This window comes from Lysobacter yananisis (assembly GCF_031199375.1).
Classification (GTDB): Bacteria; Pseudomonadota; Gammaproteobacteria; order Xanthomonadales; family Xanthomonadaceae; genus Lysobacter; species Lysobacter yananisis.
Genome location: NZ_CP133568.1, coordinates 4,791,783 through 4,812,787, shown reverse-complemented (window position 1 = coordinate 4,812,787; position 21,005 = coordinate 4,791,783). Strand labels below are relative to the sequence as shown.

The window sequence follows — 21,005 nt, the reverse complement described above, 5'->3', positions numbered from 1 at the left end:
GTTGGCGCGCCGGGCCGCGGCGGCGATCCTGTCTCGGCGCATACCGTGCAGGGCTGGCTGCGCGAAAGACGCTTCGAACCGGTCCTGGCGGCCTGGGCCGCGGGCGCGGCGGTGGATTGGTCGGTGCTGTATCCGCAGCGGCCTTCGCTGGCGGCGTTGCCGACGTATCCGTTCGCCGAAGAACACTATTGGCCGGTCGCGGCGCAGCCGGCGCGGGTCGCCCGGGCCGCGCCCGCGCTGCCCGCGCAAGCCGTCGCCGCCGCACCGGCCGCGCTTGAGCCGACCACCGCCGCGATTTCGGACGCGGGCAGCGACTGCCTGCTGGTTCCGCACTGGCAGGCCGTCGCCCAGCCGGCTGGGTCCGTGCCTGCCGGCGACCTGCTCGTGATCAACGCCACAGCCGCGCAATTGCGCGGCTTGTCGACGCTGCCCGCGCAGCGTGCGATCGCCGTCGACTGGAACGGCGGCGGCGCGCTGGAGCGATCGCTGGCCGGGCGAGCGATCGCCAAGATCGTGTGGTTCGCGCCGGCTTCGCTGGCGGACGGTTGGGACTCGTTGTTGCAGGCGCCGGCGCAGGCCGTGGAGCAATGCGCGGCGTTGCTGCAGGCGCTGCATCGCACCGACCCCACAATCGAGTTGGTCGCGGTCACGCGCTGCGGCCAATCGGTGGACGACGATGAGGCGGTCGATCCGGCCCAGGCCGCGGTCGCCGGCTTCCTGCGCTCGGCGGCGAAGGACTATCGCCACAGCGCGTTCGCCTTGGTCGACTTGGCGCGCGGAAACGGGCAGGGGTTCGACGAACCCGGCCTGGACGTACTGGCGTCGCTGCGCGCCGTGCCCGGACGGGCGACGGTGTACGCGCATCGCCATGACGGCTGGCGGCGCAGCGCGCTGATCGCGGTCGAACGCGGCGGGCCCGCGGCGGGCGGCTTCCGCCGCGGCGGCGTCTATGTATTGGTCGGCGGCGCCGGCCACGTCGGTCGGCACGTCACCGACTATTTGTTGTCCGAGCACGCGGCGACCGTGATCTGGGTGGGACGCCGCCCCGCCGGTGAAGTGGATGCGGTCCTGGCCGGCTTCGCCGCCGCGCAGCGCCCGCTGTACTACCAGGCCGACGCCAGCGATCTCGACGCGTTGCGGCAAGTGCGCGCCGCGGTGCTGGCGCGCTGCGGGCGCATCGACGCGGTGCTGGTCGCGACCACGCATTTCTCGCTGGCGCCGGCCGCGCGGCTGTCCAGCGCCGAATTGCAGGCGGCGTTCGATGCCAAGACCGCGCCGGCGGTGCGCATCGCGCAGGCCTTCGGAGGCGACGCGCCCGGCGGCCTGGTGTTCTTCTCCTCGCTGGTCTCGTTCATCGGCAATCGCGAACAAAGCCACTACGCCGCCGCCTGCGCCTGGCAGGACGCGTTCGCGCGCCTGCTCGGCCAGCGCTTCGGCGTGCCGGCCAAGACCCTCAACTGGGGCTACTGGACCATCGACGATCCGCGCCGCACGCGCGAACTGCACGAGATCGGAATCGAATTCATCGATGCCGCGTCCGGCGGTGCGGCGCTGCAGGCACTGCTGAGCGGGCCGTGCCGCCAGCTCGGTTTCCTGCGCACGCACCGCTCGCTGGAGGTCGAAGGGCTCGACCCGGACCGGCGCCTGCGCATCGACGGCGGCCGGATCGAGTGGATCGACGCCGGCGCGCAAGCGGGCGAGGGCGTTCCTGCGCTCGCGGCCGCCGCATCGCACGATCCGTTCGCGCTCGACGAATTCGTGCGCGCGGCCTTGGCGCGCGAGGTATGCGGCGCGCTGCGGATGGCGCCGGAGCTGCTCGATGCGCAGGCGATGTTCGCCGATTACGGCGTCGACTCCATCATCGGCTTGCGCGTGGTGCGGGCGATCAATCAGGCCTTGGGCATCGCCTTGGCTGCGACCTGCCTGTTCGACCATCCCAATCTCGACAAACTCGCCGTCTACGTGCTGCAGGCGCATCGCGCCGAGGCGCTGCGGGCCATGGGCGCGCAGGTACCCTCCGCGCAAGCGCAAGCTCCGGCCGCGGCCGAGCCTGCGCAGGCCGCTGCCGCGCCGCGATCCGCAGCGCCGCCGCAGCGCGAACCCATCGCCGTGATCGGCATGAGCGGCCGCTTCGCCCAGTCCGACGACAGCGCCGAGCTGTGGCGCCACCTCGCCGCCGGGCGCGACCTGATCGAACCCGCCTCGCGCTGGCCCGACGCGGCGTGGCCGGGCGACGGCGAGGAGCCGGTCTGCCGTCATGCCGGCTTCGTGCGCGACATCGACCGTTTCGATCCGCTGTTCTTCCGCATCTCGCGCGCCGACGCCGCCTACATGGACCCGCAGCAGCGGCTGTGCCTGGAGGAATCTTGGAAGGCGCTGGAAGCCGCCGGTTACGCCGGGCGCGTGGTCGCCGGCAAGAAGTGCGGGGTCTACGTCGGCTGCAGCGGCGAGGATTACACCCAGTTGCTGTCCGCCGCGGAACTGCCCGCGGCGGCGATGCACGGCAGCTCCACCGCGCTGTTGTCCTCGCGCATCGCCTATCACCTGGACCTGCGCGGCCCGGCGATGACCGTCGACACCGCCTGTTCCAGCGGCTTGGTCGCCGTGCACCTGGCCTGCCAGGCGCTGTGGATGGGCGAGATCGAACTGGCCATCGCCGGCGGCGTGCACGTGCAGTGCACGCACTGGTTCCATCTGATCGGCAGCCGCGCCGGCATGCTGTCGCCGCAGGGCCGCTGCTTCGCTTTCGACGCGCGCGCCAACGGCTTCGTGCCGTCCGACGGCGTCGGCATGGTGGTGCTGAAGAAGCTGTCGGCGGCGCTCGCCGACGGCGACCATATCGTCGGCGTGATCGCCGGCAGCGCGATCAACCAGGACGGCACCAGCAACGGCCTCACCGCGCCCAGCGCCGTGGCCCAGGAGCAACTGGAGCTGGAGGTGTACGAGCGCTTCGGCATCGATGTGGAGCAGATCCAGATGGCCGAGGCGCACGGCACCGGCACCGCGCTGGGCGACCCGATCGAGTTCCAGGCGCTGACCCGCGCGTTCCGCCGGCGCACCGCCCGCCGCGGCTTCTGCGCGATCGGTTCGGTCAAGAGCAATCTCGGCCACGCCGCCGAGGCCGCCGGCATGGCCGGACTGTTCAAGGTGTTGCTGTCGCTGCAGCATCGTCAGATTCCGCCGACCCTGCATTTCCGCGACGGCAACCCGCACATCGATTTCGCCGACAGCCCGTTCTACGTCAACACCGCGCTGCGCGACTGGCCGGCGCCCGAGCGCGGACCGCGTCGCGCCACGCTCAGCGCCTTCGGGCTCAGCGGCACCAACGCGCACCTGGTGATCGAAGAAGCGCCGTCGCAGCCGCTGGCGGCGACCGCTTCCGCGCCGTGGTTGCTGGCGCTGTCGGCGCGCTCGGCCGAGCAATTGCGCGCCAGCCAGCAACGCCTGCTGCAGGCCCTGCGCGAGCGGCCGGAACTCGATTGCATGCAGGTCGGCTACACCCTGCTGCAAGGGCGCCAGCATTTCGAACAGCGCTGGGCCTGCGTGGCGTCCAGCGTCGCGGAAGCGGTCGCGGCGCTGGAATCCGCGCTCGCCGCGGCGCCGGGCGTCGCGCCGGCGCGACTGGACGCGCGCGAACTCGACGCGCTGGGCCGCGAGGCGGCGCACTGCCTCGACGCCGCGGCCCGGCCGCACGAACGTCGCGCCGCGCTGCAGGGGCTGGGCGCGTTGTTCGTGCGCGGCGCCACGCCCGACTTCGCCCCGCTGTTCGGGCCCGATGCGCGGCGCGTGCCGCTGCCGACCTATCCGTTCGCGCGCGAACGCTGCTGGATCGACGCCCCGGCGCAGCCGGCGGCGCCCGCCGCCGCGACAGTCGCGGCGCCGTCCGTCGCAGCCCATGCGCACGAGGCGGGCGACGATCCGGCCAGCTTCATCGGCGGCTTTCTCGAACGCGCGCTGGCGCTGGCGCCGGGCGAACTGACCGCGGATGCCGACCTGCACGACCTGGGCGCGGATTCGCTGGTGAGCATGCGGCTGATGCGCGAGATCGGGCATCGCTACGGCTTGGAGGTCTCCGGCCGCGAGTTGTTCGAACACCCCTCGCTGGTCGGGCTGGCCGCCTACGTCGGTGCCCGGCTCGCTAGCCGCGCGGCCGCGGCGGCGGCGCCGGCCGCACCGCAAGATTCGTTGGAGGCGTTGTTGGACCGTTTCGAAGCCGGGCAGCTGGACCTCGATGCCGCGCAGGCGCTGATCGAAGCGCGGCTGCCCGAAATCCGCGCGGCGCATGCCGGCGCGATCGACGCGGAGGCCGCGCGATGAATGTGCGCGACCTGCTGGCGGCCTTTCAGCGCGGCGAGCTTACCCGCGCGCAACTGCGCGAGCGTCTGCAGTCGCTGCCGTCGCCGGACGACGACGCGCTGTCGGAAGGCCAGCAGGGCCTGTGGATGCTGCAATGCGCGCAGCCGCACGGCTTCGCCTACAACATCCCGATCTGCCTGCGCCTGAGCGGCCCGCTCGACCCGCGGGCGCTGCGGGCCGCGTGCATCGCCACGCTGCGGGCGCACCCGGCGCTGGCATCGGCGGTGGTCGAGCGCGACGGCCGCCCGCTCCGCCAGGCGGTCGCCGCCGACGCCCTGCCGTTCGCCGTATACGCCGCCGAGGGCTGGAGCGAAGACGAACTGGCGCAAGCGATGCAGGCGCGCCTGCGCGAACCGTTCGCGCTGGAGCGCGGGCCGTGGATGCGCGCCGATCTGTACTCGCGCGGTTCCGACACCGGGTTGCTGCTGATCGCGGTCCACCACATCGCGTTCGACGGCGGTTCGGTGGACGCGTTCCTGCACACCCTGTGTCGCGCCTACGAGCGCGCCGTCGGCGCGTCGCCGCAGGCCGCCGCGCCCGTCGGCGAGGGGCGCGGTTTCGCCGAGTTCGTGCGCTGGGAACGCGAGTTCGTCGCCAGCGAGGCGGGCGAGCAGGCGCGGCGCTACTGGCTGCAAGCGCTGCAACACGCGGGCCCCGCGCTCAGCGCCGATGTCGCTGGACCGGTGCGGCCGCGCACACTGCGCCATGCACTCGGCGCCGACGCCGGGCGCGCCGTCGCCGCCGCCTGCGCGCGTCTGCGCATCACCCCGGCCGCGTTCTACCTGACCTTGTACCAACAACTGTTGGCCGCGGCCGGCGGCCGCGCCGGTGCCGGCGCCGGCGTCGGCATGGCGGTCGAGCGTCGCCCGCACCGCGACTTCGACGCGACGGTCGGTTGCTTCGTCAATCTCATCGTCGTGCCCGGCGACCGCGAACCGCAGGCGCCGCTCGCGCAGCGCCTGCGCCGCACCCACGAGCGGCTCGGCGAGGCGCTGAGCCACGCCGACTATCCGTTCCCGCGGGTCGCGCGCGAGCTGCGGCGGGCGGGGCAGGGCGAGCTGTTCGATACCGTGTTCGAGTACAAGAACCGCGGTTTCTTCGCGCTTCCGGCGCTGGCGCGCGAATGGGCCGGCGTGCGTTTCGAACCGGTGGAAGGGCTGTACCAGGAAGGCGAGTATCCGCTGGCGTTCAAGGTGGCCGAGCGCGAAGACGGGCCGGTGCTGTACTTCGATCACGATGCCGGGCGCGTGCCCGAGGCCACGGCCGAGGCCTGGCTGGATCAATTGGCCGCATCGATCCACGCCGCGCTGGCGAGCCTGGCCGAGCCGGTCGCGGCCGCCGCGTGGCAAGCCCTGCCGCATACGATCCAGGCGCAGGCGCGGCGCGATCCGGCGGCGCTGGCCGTGGTCGATGCGGATGCGCAGCTGAGCTACGGCGAACTCGACGCGCGCTCGGATGCGATCGCCGCCGAACTGCGCCGCGCCGGGGTCGGCGCCGACGCGATCGTCGGCCTGCTGCTGGAGCGCTCGAACGACGCGCTGTGCGCGCTGTTGGGCGTGTGGAAGGCAGGCGCCGCGTACCTGGCACTGGATCCGCAACTGCCGGCCGAGCGGCTGCGTTTCATGATCGAGGATGCCGGCGCGACGACCCTGATCGTGCGGGAAGCGCAAAGCCGGCAGTTGCCGTGTCCGGTCGCGCGCACGCTGGTTCTGGAACGGATCGCCGCCGTCGCCGCGCAAGAACGCGCAGTGCCGGTCATCGATCCCGGGCAGCTCGCCTATGTGGTCTACACCTCCGGCTCCACCGGCGCGCCCAAGGGCGTGGCCCTGACCCACGCCGGCCTGGCCAATCTCGCCCAGGCGCAAGCCGCCGCGTTCGGCGTCGGCGCGGGCGAGCGCGTGTTGCAGTTCGCGCCGTGGAGCTTCGATGCCTCGGTGTGGGAAATCGCGATGGCCTGGTCGGCCGGCGCGACCCTGTACCTGGCGCCGAACGGCTCGCTGCAGCGCAGCGACCGGCTCGCCGGCCTGATGAGCGAGGCGCGCATCGCGGTGGCGACGTTGCCGCCGTCGGCGCTGACCCTGCTGGACGCGACGCCGCTGCCGCACCTGCGCACCTTGATCGTGGCCGGCGAGGAATGCACGCCGGCGCTGGCGCAGCGCTGGATGCCGCGCTGCCGCTTCGTCAACGCGTACGGCCCCAGCGAGACCACGGTCTGCGCCACGTTCAAGCCGTGCGATCCGGAGCGGGCCGATGCGTTCGCGCCCGGCTCGGTGCCGATCGGCCGGGCGATCGCCAACACCGCCGCGCGCGCGCTGGACCCGCGCACGCTGCAGCCGGTGGCGGCGGGCGAAGTCGGCGAACTGTTCGTCGCCGGCGCCGCGCTGGCGCGCGGTTACCTCGGCCGCGCCGCGCTCACCGCCGAACGCTTCGTCGCCGATCCCTACGGCGCGCCGGGCGCGCGCATGTACCGCACCGGCGACCGCGTGCGCCTGCTCGCCGACGGCGAGCTGCAGTTCGTCGGCCGCGCCGACGCCCAGGTCAAGATCCGCGGCTCGCGGGTCGAGTTGGGCGAAGTCGAGGCCGCGGCGCAATCGCATCCGGGCGTCGCCCAGTGCGCGGTGGCGCTGTGGCCGCAGCGCGGGCAGCTGGTCGCCTTCGCGGTGACCGGCGCCGACGCCGCGCCCGATGCCGCCGCGCTGCGCCGGCACATCGGCGAGCGTCTGCCGGACTACATGGTGCCGACGCGGGTCGAGTTCCTGGCCCGGCTGCCGACCACCGCTCACGGAAAAGTAGACCGCGACGCGCTGCTGGCGCGCCTGCGCGACCCCGACCTCAAGGAGCCGCCGGCGATGCTGCGCGAGCGCGATATCGAAGCCACCGTCTCGTCGATCCTCGGCGAGGTCCTGCGCCTGCGCGAAGTGCCCGTCGATCAGGGCTTCTTCGACATCGGCGGCGACTCGATCCTGGCCGTGGGCGCGGCGCGGCGCATCGCCGAAGCCTTCGGCATCGCGTTCGACGCGACCCATCTGCTGGACCTGGCCAGCGTGCGCAGGATCGCCGCGCACATCGTCGCGCAAGCTGTCGCGCCCGGTGTCGCGCAGGCTGCCGTCCCGGCGCAGGACACGCGACACCCGGCAGCGCCCGCGCCGCAGCCGCGCGGATCCGAGCCGGACCGCCTCGACGATTGCGTCGCCATCATCGGCATCTCTTGCCAGTTGCCGGGCGCCCGCGACCACCGCCAGTTCTGGGACAACCTGCGCGACGGCGTGGAGAGTATCGAGTTCCTCGATCCGCAGGTCCTGCGCGCGGCCGGCGTGCCCGAGGCCGTGCTGGCGCGGCCGGGACTGGTCGCCGCGCGCGCTGCGATCCACGACAAGGATTGCTTCGACGCCGAGTTCTTCCAGGTCTCGGCGCAGGACGCGCAGGCGATGGACCCGCAGCTGCGCCTGTTGTTGCAGCATTCGTGGAAAGCGGTCGAGGACGCCGGCTACCGCACCGCCGCGATCGGCGACGCCGGCGTGTTCATGAGCGCCGCCAACGCCGGCTACCACGCCGACGCCGCGCCGACGCCGTGGACGCTGATGGAAAGCTCCAAGCAGTACGTCGCCTCGGCCTGGAGCCAGCCCGGTTCGATCCCGACCCTGATCTCGCACCGACTCGGCCTGCGCGGCCCCAGCCTGTTCGTGCACAGCAACTGTTCGTCGTCGCTGGTGGCGCTGCACACCGCGTACCGCAGCCTGCTCGCCGGCGATGCGCGCCACGCCCTGGTCGGCGCGGCGACGCTGTCGGCGAGCGAGTCGCTGGGCTACGTCGCCGAGCGCGGCATGAACTTCTCCAGCGACGGCCACTTGCGCCCGTTCGACGCCGACGCCGACGGCATGCTCGGCGGCGAAGGCGTGGCGGTGGTGCTGCTCAAGCGCGCGCGCGAGGCCATCGCCGACGGCGATCACGTCTATGCGTTGCTGCGCGCCACGGCGGTCAACAACGACGGCGCCGACAAGGCCGGCTACTACGCGCCCAGCGCCGGCGGACAGGCGCGGGTGATCGAGCGCGTGCTGAGCGACAGCGGCGTGGACGTGGAGAGCATCGGCTATATCGAGGCCCACGGCACCGCCACCCGGCTCGGCGATCCGCTGGAGCTGGCGGCGCTGGGCCAGGCCTTCGCCCGCCACACCGGGCGCCGGCAGTTCTGCGGCATCGGCTCGGTCAAGAGCAACCTCGGTCATCTCGACACCGCGGCCGGTCTGGTCGGCTGCATCAAGGTCGCGTTGAGCCTGCGCCATGGCGAGATCCCGCCGTCGCTGAACTACGCGCGGCCGAATCCGGCCATCGATTTCGCCAATTCGCCGTTCTATGTGGTCGACCGCCGCACACCGTGGCCGCAGCGCGAGACGCCGCACCGCGCCGGGGTGAGTTCGTTCGGCATCGGCGGTACCAACGCTCACGCACTGCTGGAGCAGTTCCATGCACCGCAGCAGGCAGCGCGCGAACCGCGCCGTTGCCTGGTGCCGCTGTCGGCGCGCAAGCCCGAGCGGCTGCGCCAGTACGCCGCCGACCTGCTCGCGTTCCTCGATCGCGGCGTCGGCGAGCCTGCGCTGGAGGACATCGCCTACACCTTGCAGGTCGGGCGCGAGCCGTTCGCCTGCCGGCTGGCGTTTCTGGCGCAGAGCGTGGACGAACTGCGCGAAGGCCTGCGCGGATTCCTCTCCGCGACCAGCGCGCCGGCGGCGAAGCCGGCCTACGACGCCGACGAGTTGGCGCAGCTGCTGCCGCATTGGGCCGGCAGCGGGCAGTGGGACAAGATCGCCGCGGCCTGGACGGCCGGCGCGGACATCGACTGGCGCGCGCTCGGCGACGCCGGGCAGGCGCGACGCGTCGCCTTGCCGACCTATCCGTTCGCGCTGACCCGGCATGGTCGGCCGACGGCAGCGCCGGCTCTCGCTCCGGCGCCCGTCGCGGTCCTGCATCCGCTGCTGCATCGCAACGACTCCAGCCTGCGCCGGCATCGCTACACCAGCGTGTTCGACGGCGGCGAGTTCGTGTTCGCCGACCATCAGGTGCGCGGCGCGCGCCTGTTGCCCGGGGTGGCCTACCTGGAAATGGCCCGCGTCGCGCTCGCCCAGGCGCTGCGCAGCGAACAGACGGGGATCACCCTGCACAACGTCAGCTGGCTGCGGCCGCTGATCGTCGGTCCGCAGCCGTTGGCGGTGCATGTGAGCGTCGCTGAGCGCGCGAGCGGCGGATATGCGTTCCAGGTCGCCAGCACGCAGGCGGACGGCGCGGAGTGCGTGCACTGCGAAGGCAGCGCATCGCTGGCCGGCGCGGATGCGTCGTCCGCCGGCGCCGAACGCAGGCTCGACTTCGACGCGCTGCGCGCGCAGTGCGGCGGCGCGATCGCCGGCGCGGACTGTTACGCGCTGTTCGACCGGCTCGGCTGCCGTTATGGCCCCTCGCTGCGCGCCCTGGTCGATACCCGCGCCGGCGTCGATGGCGACGGGCGCCGGTTCGCGCTCGGGCGCCTGCGCCTGTCCGCGCAGGCGCAGCGCGACGAGCGCTACGTCCTGCATCCGGGGTTGCTCGACTCGGCGCTGCAGGCGTCGATCGGCCTGGGCCTGGATCCGCTGTCGGACCCGGAGGCGGACGATGCCTCGCTGGACGGCGCCCAACTCGAACAGACGCTGCCTTTCAGCATCGACCGCGTGCGCATCGCGCAGGCGCCGGGCGACAGCGCCTGGGTGCTGGTGCGCGAAGCGGCGGACAGTTCGCAGGCGGTGAACAAGCTCGACCTGAGTTTGTGCGACGAACACGGGCGGATCGCGGTGGAGATCGCCGGTCTGAGCGCGCGGGTGGTGTCGGGCGCCGGCGATGAAATCGCCGCGGCACCGGTGCAAACGCACAGCCAGGCGCCTCGCGCGGCTGCGTCGGCCGCCGTCGCGGCGCCGGCCACAGCCGAAGCACAGGCCGAAACCGAAACCGAAACCGGCCTGCCGCTCGGCGCGCTGCCGTTGGTGCCGGTGTGGGACGATCTTGGCCCGCCTGAAGCGGCGCTGCCGGCGGCCGAGGCATCGGCCCGCCGGATTCTGCTGATCGGCGCGGATGCCGCGTTGCGCGACGGTCTGCTCGCCGCCTGCGGCGAAGCCGAGCTGCGCGAACTGGAGCCGCAGCATTCCCAGGTCGAAGCCATCGTCGCGATCCGCGCGTTGCGGCCGACCCATGTGGTCTGGATCGCGCAAGGCGCGGCCGCCGGCGTCGCCGCGGATGCGCAGGTCCTGCGCTGCCTGCGCCTGGCCAAGGCGCTGCTGCGCGAAGGCTTCGAGGCGCGGCCGCTGCATCTGCTCGCGCTGACCGCGCAGGCGCTGGCGGTGCGCAACGACGAATGCGGCGATCCCGCCCAGGCCGCCGTGCACGGCTTCCTCGGCTCGCTGGCCAAGGAGTACCCGCATTGGTCGGTGCGCGCCTGCGATCTGGACGCGCTGGACCGCTGTCCGTGGCCTGCGTTGCTCGACGCGGCGCCCGACCCGGAAAACAGCTCGCTGGCCCTGCGCGAGGGCAGCCGCTACCAGCGCCGCCTGGTGCCCGCGCAGTTGCCGGATTCGCCGCGCAGCCGCATGGTCGAGGGCGGCGTCTACGTCGTGCTCGGCGGCGCCGGCGGGCTCGGCCGCGCCTGGAGCGAGTACGCGCTGCGCCGCTACCGCGCGCACATCGTCTGGTTGGGGCGGCGCGAGCAGGACGAAACCATCGGCGCCGCGCTGCGGCAGCTTTCCGGCCTCGGCGGCAGCGTGCGTTACCTCAGCGTCGACGCGCGTAAGCGCAACGAACTGGAAGCCGCGCTCAAGCAAGTCGAGAGCGAACACGGCGTCGTCCACGGCTTCGTGCATTCGGCGCTGACCCTGCACGACCGCGGGGTGATGGCGGTCGAGGAGGCCGCGTTCGCCGATGCGCTGTCGTCCAAGATCGCCACCGCCGCCGCGTTGGCCGGCGCATTGGCGCGTTACCGCCCGGCCGATTTCGTGCTGTTCTTCTCGGCGCTGCAGAGTTTCAACCCCTCGCCCGGGCAGAGCAGCTACGCCGCCGGCAGCGCCTACCTCGACGCCATGGCGACCTGGCTGCGGCGCAAGGGCCATGCCGGCGCGCGCACCATCAACTGGGGCTACTGGGGCAGCGTCGGCATCGTCGCCTCCAACGCGCACCGGCGCCGCATGCTGCATATCGGCGAGGGCTCGATCGAGCCGGCGGAGGCGATGCCGGTGATCGAGGCCGCGCTGGCCGGGCCGTTCGACCAGGTGGCCTTGCTCAAGCGCAGCGCGGCGCACGGCGGCGCGGCGTTGCCGATCCTGCGCGAGGAAACGATCCGGATCGCCTCCGCCGCGGCGGGGCTGCGCTTCGCCGTGCCCGACACCGCGTTGGTGGCGGCGCCGGCCGCGCCGGAATCGGAACAGTCCGACGAATTGGATGCCGCGCTGGCCTCGGGCCTGTTGGTCCAGATCGAGCGTTTCGGCGGCGATGGATCGGGCCGGCCGCAGCGGCTGTCCTGGCCGGCGCTGCATGCGCGTCTGGGCAAGCCCGAGTTGTATGGCCCGTGGCTGCGCGAAGCGCTGGCTTTCCTGTGCCGAACCGGACGCTTGCGCGAGATCGGCGAGGGCGAGTTCGCGTCCGGCCCGGTGCCGGCCGACTGGGTCGCGGTCGAGGCGTATTTCGCCGGCCCGCTGCGCGACGAGAGCGAGCGCGCCCATGCCGCTCTGGTCGCGCCGCTGCTGCGCGCGTTGCCGGACATCCTCGCCGGCCGCGCCGACGCCACCGCGATCATGTTCGCCGACGCCTCGGTGCGGCGGGTCGAGGACGTCTACAAGAAGAATCCGTTCATCGACTACTTCAACCGGATCGCGGCGAGCATGGTCGCCGGCTACGCCGAGCAGCGCTTGCGCGCCGAGCCCGGCGCGCCGCTGCGCGTGCTGGAGATCGGCGCCGGCACCGGCGCGACCAGCGTGCATCTGTTCCAGGCGCTCAAGCCGCATGCGGCGCAGGTCGGCGAGTACCGCTACACCGACGTCTCGCGCGCGTTCCTCGGCCACGCCGAGCGCGAATACCGGGCGCTGGCGCCGTACCTGCGCTGCCAACTGCTCGACATCGAGCGGCCGTTGGCCGCGCAGGGCGTCGATTGCGGCGGCTACGACATCGCCGTGGCGACCAACGTGCTGCACGCGACCGGCGACATCCACCTGGCGGTGCGCCACGCCAAGAGCGCGCTGCGCCGCGGCGGCCTGCTGGTGATCAACGAGATGCGCGGCCACGAACTGTTCGCGCACCTCACCTTCGGCCTGTTGCCGGGCTGGTGGGCGCACCGCGACGGCTGGCTGCGCGAACCCGGTTCGCCCGGGCTGGCGCCGGCCGCGTGGCGCCGGGTGCTGGAAGAAGAAGGTTTGCGCGCGATCCGGTTCCCGGCCGCGGACGCGCATCGATTCGGGCAGCAGATCATCATTGCGGAGAGCGACGGAGTGTTTCGACACAAGCGCACGGCGGTGCCTTCACGCGAACAGCAGCCCGCGCCAGCGGCCGCGATGCCCGCAACCGAGCCGGCGCCCGTGACGGTGGCGGCGCACGAGCCGGCGCCGGTGGCGGCGACCGCGTCGGTGTCGGCCGCCCGGCGCGAGGACGTCCTGCGCTTCGTGCGCAGCGCGGTCGCGCAGACGCTGGAGCTGACCGTCGAGGACATCGACGCCGACGAACCGTTCGAGAGCTACGGCGTCGATTCGATCCTGGCGATCCGCCTGGCCAACGCGCTGCGAGCGCGTTTCCCCGATGTGTCCAGCACCATCGTGTTCGAGCATCCCTGCGTGCGTGCGCTGGCCATGCACTTGGAGTCGCTGGACGCCGGGACGCAGACCGAACCGTCGCCCACGGCGGCGGCAACGCCTGCCGTTGCGCCCGTCGCTGAAAATCCCGCGCCCACGCCCGCAGTTGCGCCGGCCGCGACCGCGCCCGACGCCGGCGACGTGCGCGCCGCGACCATCGCCCTGGTCCGCGCGGTGGTCGCGCGCACCCTGGAGCAGCCGGCCGAGGAGATCGACGCGGACGAACCGCTGGAGAACTACGGCGTGGATTCGATCCTCGCCATCCGCATCGCCAACGAACTGCGCGAGACCTTCGCCGAGGTCAGCAGCACGGTGCTGTTCGAACACCGCAGCGTGGCCGCGATCGCCGCGCATTTCATCGCCACCCAGCCGCTCGCCGCGCAGGGCCTCGTGCCGGCGCCGCGCAAGCCCGAACCGGCGCACGCCGCGCCGGCGGCCGCGCCGCGCCCCGCGCCCGCTGCGGCCTATGCCGCGCCCGCGGCCAGCGTGCGCGAAGCCGCGCCGCCCGCCGCCGCCGCGCCGGCGCCGCAACCGGCGAGCGCGCCGCGGCCCGCCGCCGAAGACCGCGCCATCGCCATCATCGGCGTGTCCGGACGCTATCCGCGCGCCGCCGACCTGGACCAGTTCTGGCAGCGCATCAGCCGCGGCGAGGACTGCGTCGAGGAAATCCCGGCCGAGCGCTGGCCGTTGCAGGGGTTCTACGAAGCCGATCCGGCCAAGGCCATCGCCGAGGGCAAGAGCTACTGCAAGTGGGGCGGTTTCATCGACGGCTTCGCCGACTTCGATCCGCTATTCTTCGGCATCGCCCCGCGCGAGGCGATGGCGATCGATCCGCACGAGCGGCTGTTCCTGCAGGAAACCTGGCGCGCGTTCGAGCACGCCGGCTACACCCGCGACACCCTGGCCAGCCGCCACCAGCGCCGGGTCGGCGTGTTCGCCGGCATTTCCCAGTCCGGCTTCGAGCGCTGCGCCAGCGGCCAGGACGCCGGCGGCGACGCGATCCATCCGCAGACCTCGTTCGGCTCGGTCGCCAACCGCGTGTCCTACCTGTTCGACCTGCAAGGGCCGAGCATGCCGATCGACACCATGTGTTCGTCCTCGCTGACCGCGATCCACGAAGCCTGCGAACACCTGCTGCGCGGCGAATGCGAAGTGGCCGCGGCGGGCGGGGTCAATCTCAACCTGCATCCGTCGCGCTACGTGGCTTCGTGCGAGGGCCGGTTCCTGTCCACCTCCGGCCGCTGCATGAGCTTCGGCGAAGGCGGCGACGGCTTCGTGCCGGGCGAGGGCGTCGGCGTGCTGATCCTCAAGCCGCTCGCCCGCGCGGTCGCCGACGGCGATCCGATCCACGCGGTGATCCGCGCCACCGCGATCAACCACGGCGGCAAGGCCAAGGGCTACACCGCGCCGAATCCGGCCGCGCAACGCGAGTTGGTCAAGGCCGCGATCGCCAAGGCCGGGATCGGCGCGGACGACATCTCGTTCGTCGAAGCCCACGGCACCGGCACCGAGCTCGGCGATCCGATCGAGATCGAAGCGCTGACCCAGGCGTTCCGCGCGTCCACCGACGCGCGCGGCTTCTGCGCGATCGGCTCGGTCAAGAGCAATATCGGCCATCTGGAAGCGGCCGCCGGCGTGGCCGGCGTGACCAAGGTGCTGCTGCAGCTCAAGCACCGCCAGTTGGCGCCGTCGCTGCACGCGCAGCGGGTCAATCCGCATATCGCCTTCGAATCCGGCCCGTTCCGCCTGCAGCGCGAACTTTCGCCGTGGCAGGCGCCGCGCGCGGGCGGGCGGCGCATCGCCAGCGTGTCCTCGTTCGGCGCCGGCGGCGCCAACGCCCACCTCATCCTCGAAGAGTACGCCGCTCCGGCGCAGGCTCCGGCCGCGTCCGGCGCGCCGGTGCTGGTGCCGCTGTCGGCCAAGGACGACGAGCGCCTGCGCGAACGCGTGCGGCAACTGCTTGAGGCCTGCAGCGGCCTGCAGGAGTCGCAGTTGGCGGACCTGGCCTACACCTTGCAGGTCGGCCGCGAAGCGATGGAGTCGCGGTTGGCGTTCGTCGCCGATTCGCTGGCGCAGGTGCGCGAAAAGCTTGAAGGCTTCCTGCAACGGCGCAAGGGACTGGAACAGTTCCACACCGGCCAGGCGCAGCGCGGCCGCAACGGCCTGTCATGGCTGCGCGAAGACGAAGACGCGCAGGCGCTGATCGACACTTGGCTGGCGCGCGGCAAGCTGGATCGGTTGTGCGAGGCCTGGGTCGCGGGCGCCGCGCGGGTCGACTGGGAGCGGCTGTATCCGCAGGCGCGGCCGCGGCGCATCGCGCTGCCGACCTATCCGTTCGCGCCGGAACGCTACTGGATCGGCGCGCTGCCGGCGGCGTCCACGGCGGCAGCCGGCGCAGACGCCGGTGCGGGCGGACGGTCGCAGGCGGCCGCGTACCTGCATCCGCTGGTCCATCGCAACACTTCGAATCTGCAAGGGCTGCGCTTCAGTTCGCGCTTCAGCGGCCGCGAGGCGGTGTTCGCCGATCACAGCGTCGCCGGCCAGCGCATCCTGCCGGCGGTGGCCTACCTGGAAATGGCGCGGGCCGCGGCGGCGCTCGCGGCGCAGTCCGGGGCCGGTGCGCCGGCCAGCATCGCCGATGTGGTCTGGCTCAAGCCGGTGATGGCCGGCGACGGCCCGGTGGATTTGCATATCCACGTCCGCCCGCAGGGCGAAGAACTGGTCTGCGAATTCGTGCGCGAGGAGCGCGACGCTGGCGAGGGTGCGCGCGCCGCTGCGCCGTGCGTGCGCGCCAGCGTGCGCCTGCGGGCCGATGCCGGGCCGACACCCGCGCAGGATTTAAACGCGCTGCGCGCGGCGCTGGTCGGCGCGCCCTTGAGCGGCGAGGCGTGTTACCGCGAACTGGCCGCGATGGGCGTGGAATACGGCCCATCGCACCGCGGCCTGGTCGAGGTGCAGTCGGGCGCCGATGCGCTGGGCGCGTTCGTGCTCGCGCGCCTGCACTTGCCCGCAGCGGACGCCGAAGGCTGCGCGCTGCCGCCAGGCTTGCTGGATTCGGCGGTGCAGGCCGCCGGCTTCGGCGTCGCCGACGCGGCGCACGCCGACAGCGACGGCGCCGCCTCGGTGCCGTTCGCGCTCGATCGTCTGCAATGGTTCGCAGCTTGCCCGGATTCGTGCTGGGTGGTCGTGCGCCGCGCGTCGTCGGCGCCGGGCGCGGCGCGCACCGACATCGATCTGTGCGACGACGACGGCCGCGTCTGCGTGCGACTGCAGGGACTCAGCGGCCGGCCGTACCGCCACGGCGAGTGCGCCGCGGCTGCGCCGCGGACCTTGTTCTTCGTGCCCGATACCGCTGGCGACGTGGCGCCGGCGGACGGCGCGCATCGCCGCCTGCTCGCCTGCGACGTGCCCGCTGCCGCCCTGGACGGGCTGGCGCCGGCCGCGGATCGCCGCGCGTTGCACAGCGCCGCCGCCGATCCCGCCGAACGTTTCGCCGCCTATGCCGCACAGGCTCTGACGCACGCACAGGAGCTGATGGGCGAGGGCGGCGACGCCCCGGCCGTGCTGCAACTGGCCGTGCCCGAGCGCGGCGCCGGCCGCCTGCACGCCGCGCTGGCGGCGCTGTTGCGCCAGGCTCAAGCCGAATCGTCCCGGCCGCTGCGCGCGCAGTTGTTGCTGGTGGATGCACAGGCCGACGCGGTCTCGCGCGTGCGCGCGCTGCCTCTGGACGGCGCGGGCCTGCGCGAAGTGGAACTGTCCGGTTCGCAGCCGCAGGCGGACGCGACGACGACGCCGTGGCGCGACGGCGGCGTGTATCTGATCGCCGGCGGACTCGGCGGCATCGGCGCGGCGCTGGTGGCCGACATCGCCCGCGCGCATCCCAGCGCGAAGATCGTGATCGCCGGCCGCAGCGATCTCGACGCGGCCGGATTGGAGCGACTCAAGCGCCTGTCCGGGTTGGGCGCCCACGTGTCCTATCGCTGCGTCGACGTGTCGCACCGCGTCCAGGTCGAGGAACTGGTGGCGGAGATCCTCGCCCAGCACGGCGCGCTGCACGGCGTGCTGCAGTGCGCGGGCGTCGCCCATCGCCGTGCGCTGGCCGCGCTGCAGGCTGGTGAGCTCGGCCAAGCGCTTGCGGCGAAGGTGGCCGGTACGCGCAACCTCGATCTGGCCACGCGCCATCTGCCGCTGGACTGCTTCGTGCTGCTGTCCTCACTGACCGCGCGCACCGGCGCCGACGGCCAGGCCGCCTACGCCACCGCCAACGCCTTCCTCGACGAGTACGCGCAGTACCGCAGCCAGTTGCAGGCGCTGGGCGAACGCAGCGGCCGCAGCCTGTCGCTCGGCCTGCCGTACTGGCATAGCGAGCACGGCATGCGCTTGCCGGCGCAGACGGTCGAACAGATGCGCCGGCGCGGTTTCGCCGCGCTCGACGCCGACAGCGGGGTGGCGGCGCTGAAGCGGGCGCTGGCTTCGCCGCATGCGCAGGTCGCGGTCGCCCACGGCGACCCCGCGCTGATCCGCGCGGCGCTGGGAACGGCGCCCACGGACGGCGACGGCGGCGACCGTCCGACCCGCGCCGCGCGCCATGAAGCCACGCGCGAGACCGTGTCGGCGCAGGCGTCCGAGCCGCCCGCGCCGCTTGCGCCGGCCGCGCCCGAGGACGCCGTCGCCGCATTGCGCGCGTTCTTGTCGGAGCAGTTGATGATCGCTCCGGCGCGGATCCGCGCCGGCGACGGCTTCGACGCCTTCGGTATCGACTCGGTGATCGCGGTGCGGCTGACCGCGGCGTTGGAGAAGAACCACGGCCCGCTGTCGAAGACGCTGTTCTTCGAATACGCCACCGTAGCCGACCTGGCCGCATATCTGGCGACGCGCCGCGCGCCCGCCGCGCAAACGGCCGCGCCGGCTCGCATCGAGACGGTCTCGGTGCAGGCGGCATCGACGCAGGCAGCTTCGAGCGAGGCAACGCACGAGCGGCCGCTCGCATCGCCCGCGCCGCAACCGACGCCGGCCCGCGACCGCGACGACATCGCCATCATCGGCCTGGCCGGACGCTACCCGCGCTCGCCGGACCTGGCCGCGTTCTGGGACAACCTCAAGGCCGGCGTCGATTGCGTCGGCGAGATCCCGGCCGAGCGCTGGAGCCTGGAAGGCTTCTTCGATCCCGACCCGGCCGCGTCCGGCAAGAGCTACAGCAAGTGGGGCGGCTTCATCGACGGCGTCGCCGACTTCGATCCGCGCTTCTTCAACATCTCGCCGCGCGAAGCGCCGATGATGGACCCGCAGGAACGCTTGTTCCTGATGTGCTCGCACGAGGCGGTCGAAGACGCCGGCTACACCCGGCAAGCGCTCAACCACGGCGCGCAGGCGCACGGCGGCGTCGGCGTGTTCGTCGGGGTGATGCACGCGGAGTACCAACTGTACGGTGCGCAGGCGCAGATGGCCGGCGAGCCGCTGGCGCTGGGCTCGGGCATCGGCTCGGTCGCCAACCGCGTCAGCTATTTCGGCAATTACCAGGGGCCGTCGCTGGCGGTGGACACCATGTGCTCGTCGTCGCTGAGCGCGATCCACCTGGCCTGCGCCAGCCTGCGCGAAGGCGAATGCGGCGTGGCCATCGCCGGCGGCGTCAATGTGTCGGTGCATCCGAACAAGTACCTGGGCCTGTCGCAGGCGCGGTTCGCCTCCGGCAACGGCCGCTGCGCGGCGTTCGGCGAAGGCGGCGACGGCTACGTGCCGGGCGAGGGCGTCGGCGCGGTGGTGCTCAAGCCGCTGGCGCGCGCCGTTGCCGACGGCGACCGCATCTACGCCGTGCTCAAGGGCAGCGGCGTCAACCACGGCGGCCGCGCCAACGGCTTCGCGGTGCCCAACGCCGCGGCGCAGGCGCGCCTGATCGGCCGCACCCTGGAGCGCAGCGGCGTCGACCCCGCCGCGATCGGCTACGTCGAGGCGCACGGCACCGGCACCGCGCTGGGCGACCCGATCGAGATCGCCGGGTTGACCCGCGCCTTGCACGAGCGCGCCGAGGCGGCAGCGGGCGAAGCCGAGGCGGGCGAGGCGCACGAACCGGCCGCGCTCGAACCGGGTTCGATCCGGATCGGTTCGGTCAAATCCAACATCGGCCACTGCGAAAGCGCGGCCGGCATCGCCGGCTTGACCAAGGTGCTGCTGCAGCTCAAGCACGCGACCCTGGTGCCGACGCTGCACGCGCAGCGGCTCAATCCGAACATCGACTTCGCCCGCACGCCGTTCGCGGTGCAGCGCGCGCTGGAGCCGTGGCCGGCGCGACGCCGCGCCGACGGCACGCCGGCGCCGCGCATGGCGGCGGTGTCCTCGTTCGGCGCGGGCGGTTCCAACGCGCACCTGCTGGTCGAGGAGTTCCTGGCCGCGGCGCCCGCGCGCGATGCCGCGCCGCAGCCGCAGCGGCCGGCATTGATCGTGCTCAGCGCCAGCGAAGCCGAACGCCTGCAAGACGCCGCGCGGCGCCTGTCGGCGAGCCTGGCGGCGGACGGCTACGGCGACGCCGACCTGGACGCGATCGCCGCCACCTTGCAGACCGGACGCGAACATCATGCGCACCGACTCGGCCTGTCGGCGCGCAGCATCGCCGAACTGGCGCGCAAGCTGGACGCGTTCGCGGCCGGCGGGCGCGAGGGCTGCCATTACGGTGTCGCCGATCCCGAGCGCGCGTCCGCGCCGGCCGGCGACTTGCCGGCGCTGGTCGAACGCGGCGAGCACGAGCGCGTGCTGGCGGCATGGGTCGCCGGCGCGCACTGGCCTTGGGAGCGGCTGTATGCGCGGCGGCCGCGCCGGTTGAGCCTGCCGACCTATCCGTTCGCGCGCGAGCGTTATTGGGCGCCGGATGTGTTGCGCGGCCGCGTGGCGTCCGTCGCGGGCGTGGCCGCGGTCGCGCCGCAGCCCGTCCGCGATCCCGCGCCGGCCGCACCGGCACCGGCGGTCGCCGCGCCCGCTGCGCCGCCCGCATCGGTGAGCGATCCCCGTGCCGCTTCGCGCGAAGTCGAGACGATGCTGCGCGAGACCCTGGCCGAAGTGCTGTACATGCAACCGGGCGACATCGCGCTCGACACCGCCTTCGTCGATCTCGGCATGGATTCGGTGATGGGCGTGGAATGGTTGCCGATGATCCAGCAGCGTTCGGGCGTGCCGCTGGGGCCGACCAAGATCTACGAGTACCCGACGATCCGCGAACTGGCCGCTTATGTGGCCGGGCAGAGGCCCGCGGCCGGGCAGGGCGCCGACACGCCGGCGAACGCGCACGCGGCTGAGTCGCGCGCGGCCGAGTCGCACACGGCCGAGTCGCAGCCTGCGGCGCCGGTCGCGGCCGCGGCGCAGGTCGTGGCCGCCGCCGTGCCGCACGTCGCGCCCGACGCCGCGCCGGCGCCACTGCGCCGGATCGAAGACGTGCTGCGCGAAACCCTGGCCGAGGTGCTGTACATGAAGCCGGCCGATGTCGGCATCGACACCGCCTTCGTCGACCTCGGCATGGACTCGGTGATGGGCGTGGAATGGCTGCCGATGATCGAGCAGCGTCTGGGCGTGGCGCTGGGGCCGACCAAGATCTACGAGTACCCGACGATCCGCGATCTCGCCGGGCATGTCCTGGCGCAGTCGCCGGCGCCGGCCGCGGCGACGACGCCCGCGCCGGGTTCGGTCGACGCCTGGCTGCAGGCGATCTACGACGGCAAGGCCGATCCCGCCGATGCGCAGGAGTGGCTGGACACCGCGGCCGCCGACGCGCAAGGAGCCGGGCATGGCGATTGAGACCGGGCCGATGCA

The 21,005-nt window shown here is 73.0% G+C and carries 2 protein-coding genes (1 of these 2 only partly in view); both read left to right on the top strand.

The window, feature by feature from the left end; all coding sequences use genetic code 11:
- Positions 1-4,317, top strand: the final stretch of a protein-coding gene (locus RDV84_RS19885; RefSeq protein ID WP_309151344.1) for a non-ribosomal peptide synthetase. The gene continues 14,655 nt to the left of window position 1, outside the view; 4,317 of the gene's 18,972 nt are visible here — the last part of the coding sequence; the start codon falls outside the window, past its left edge; it ends in the stop codon at positions 4,315-4,317.
- Positions 4,314-20,990 carry a non-ribosomal peptide synthetase gene (locus RDV84_RS19880; RefSeq protein WP_309151343.1) on the top strand — a complete coding sequence of 5,559 codons (16,677 nt, stop codon included), beginning with the start codon at positions 4,314-4,316 and terminating at the stop codon, positions 20,988-20,990. Before RDV84_RS19885 ends, RDV84_RS19880 begins: the two co-directional genes overlap by 4 nt.
- Positions 20,991-21,005 lie beyond the last annotated feature (15 nt).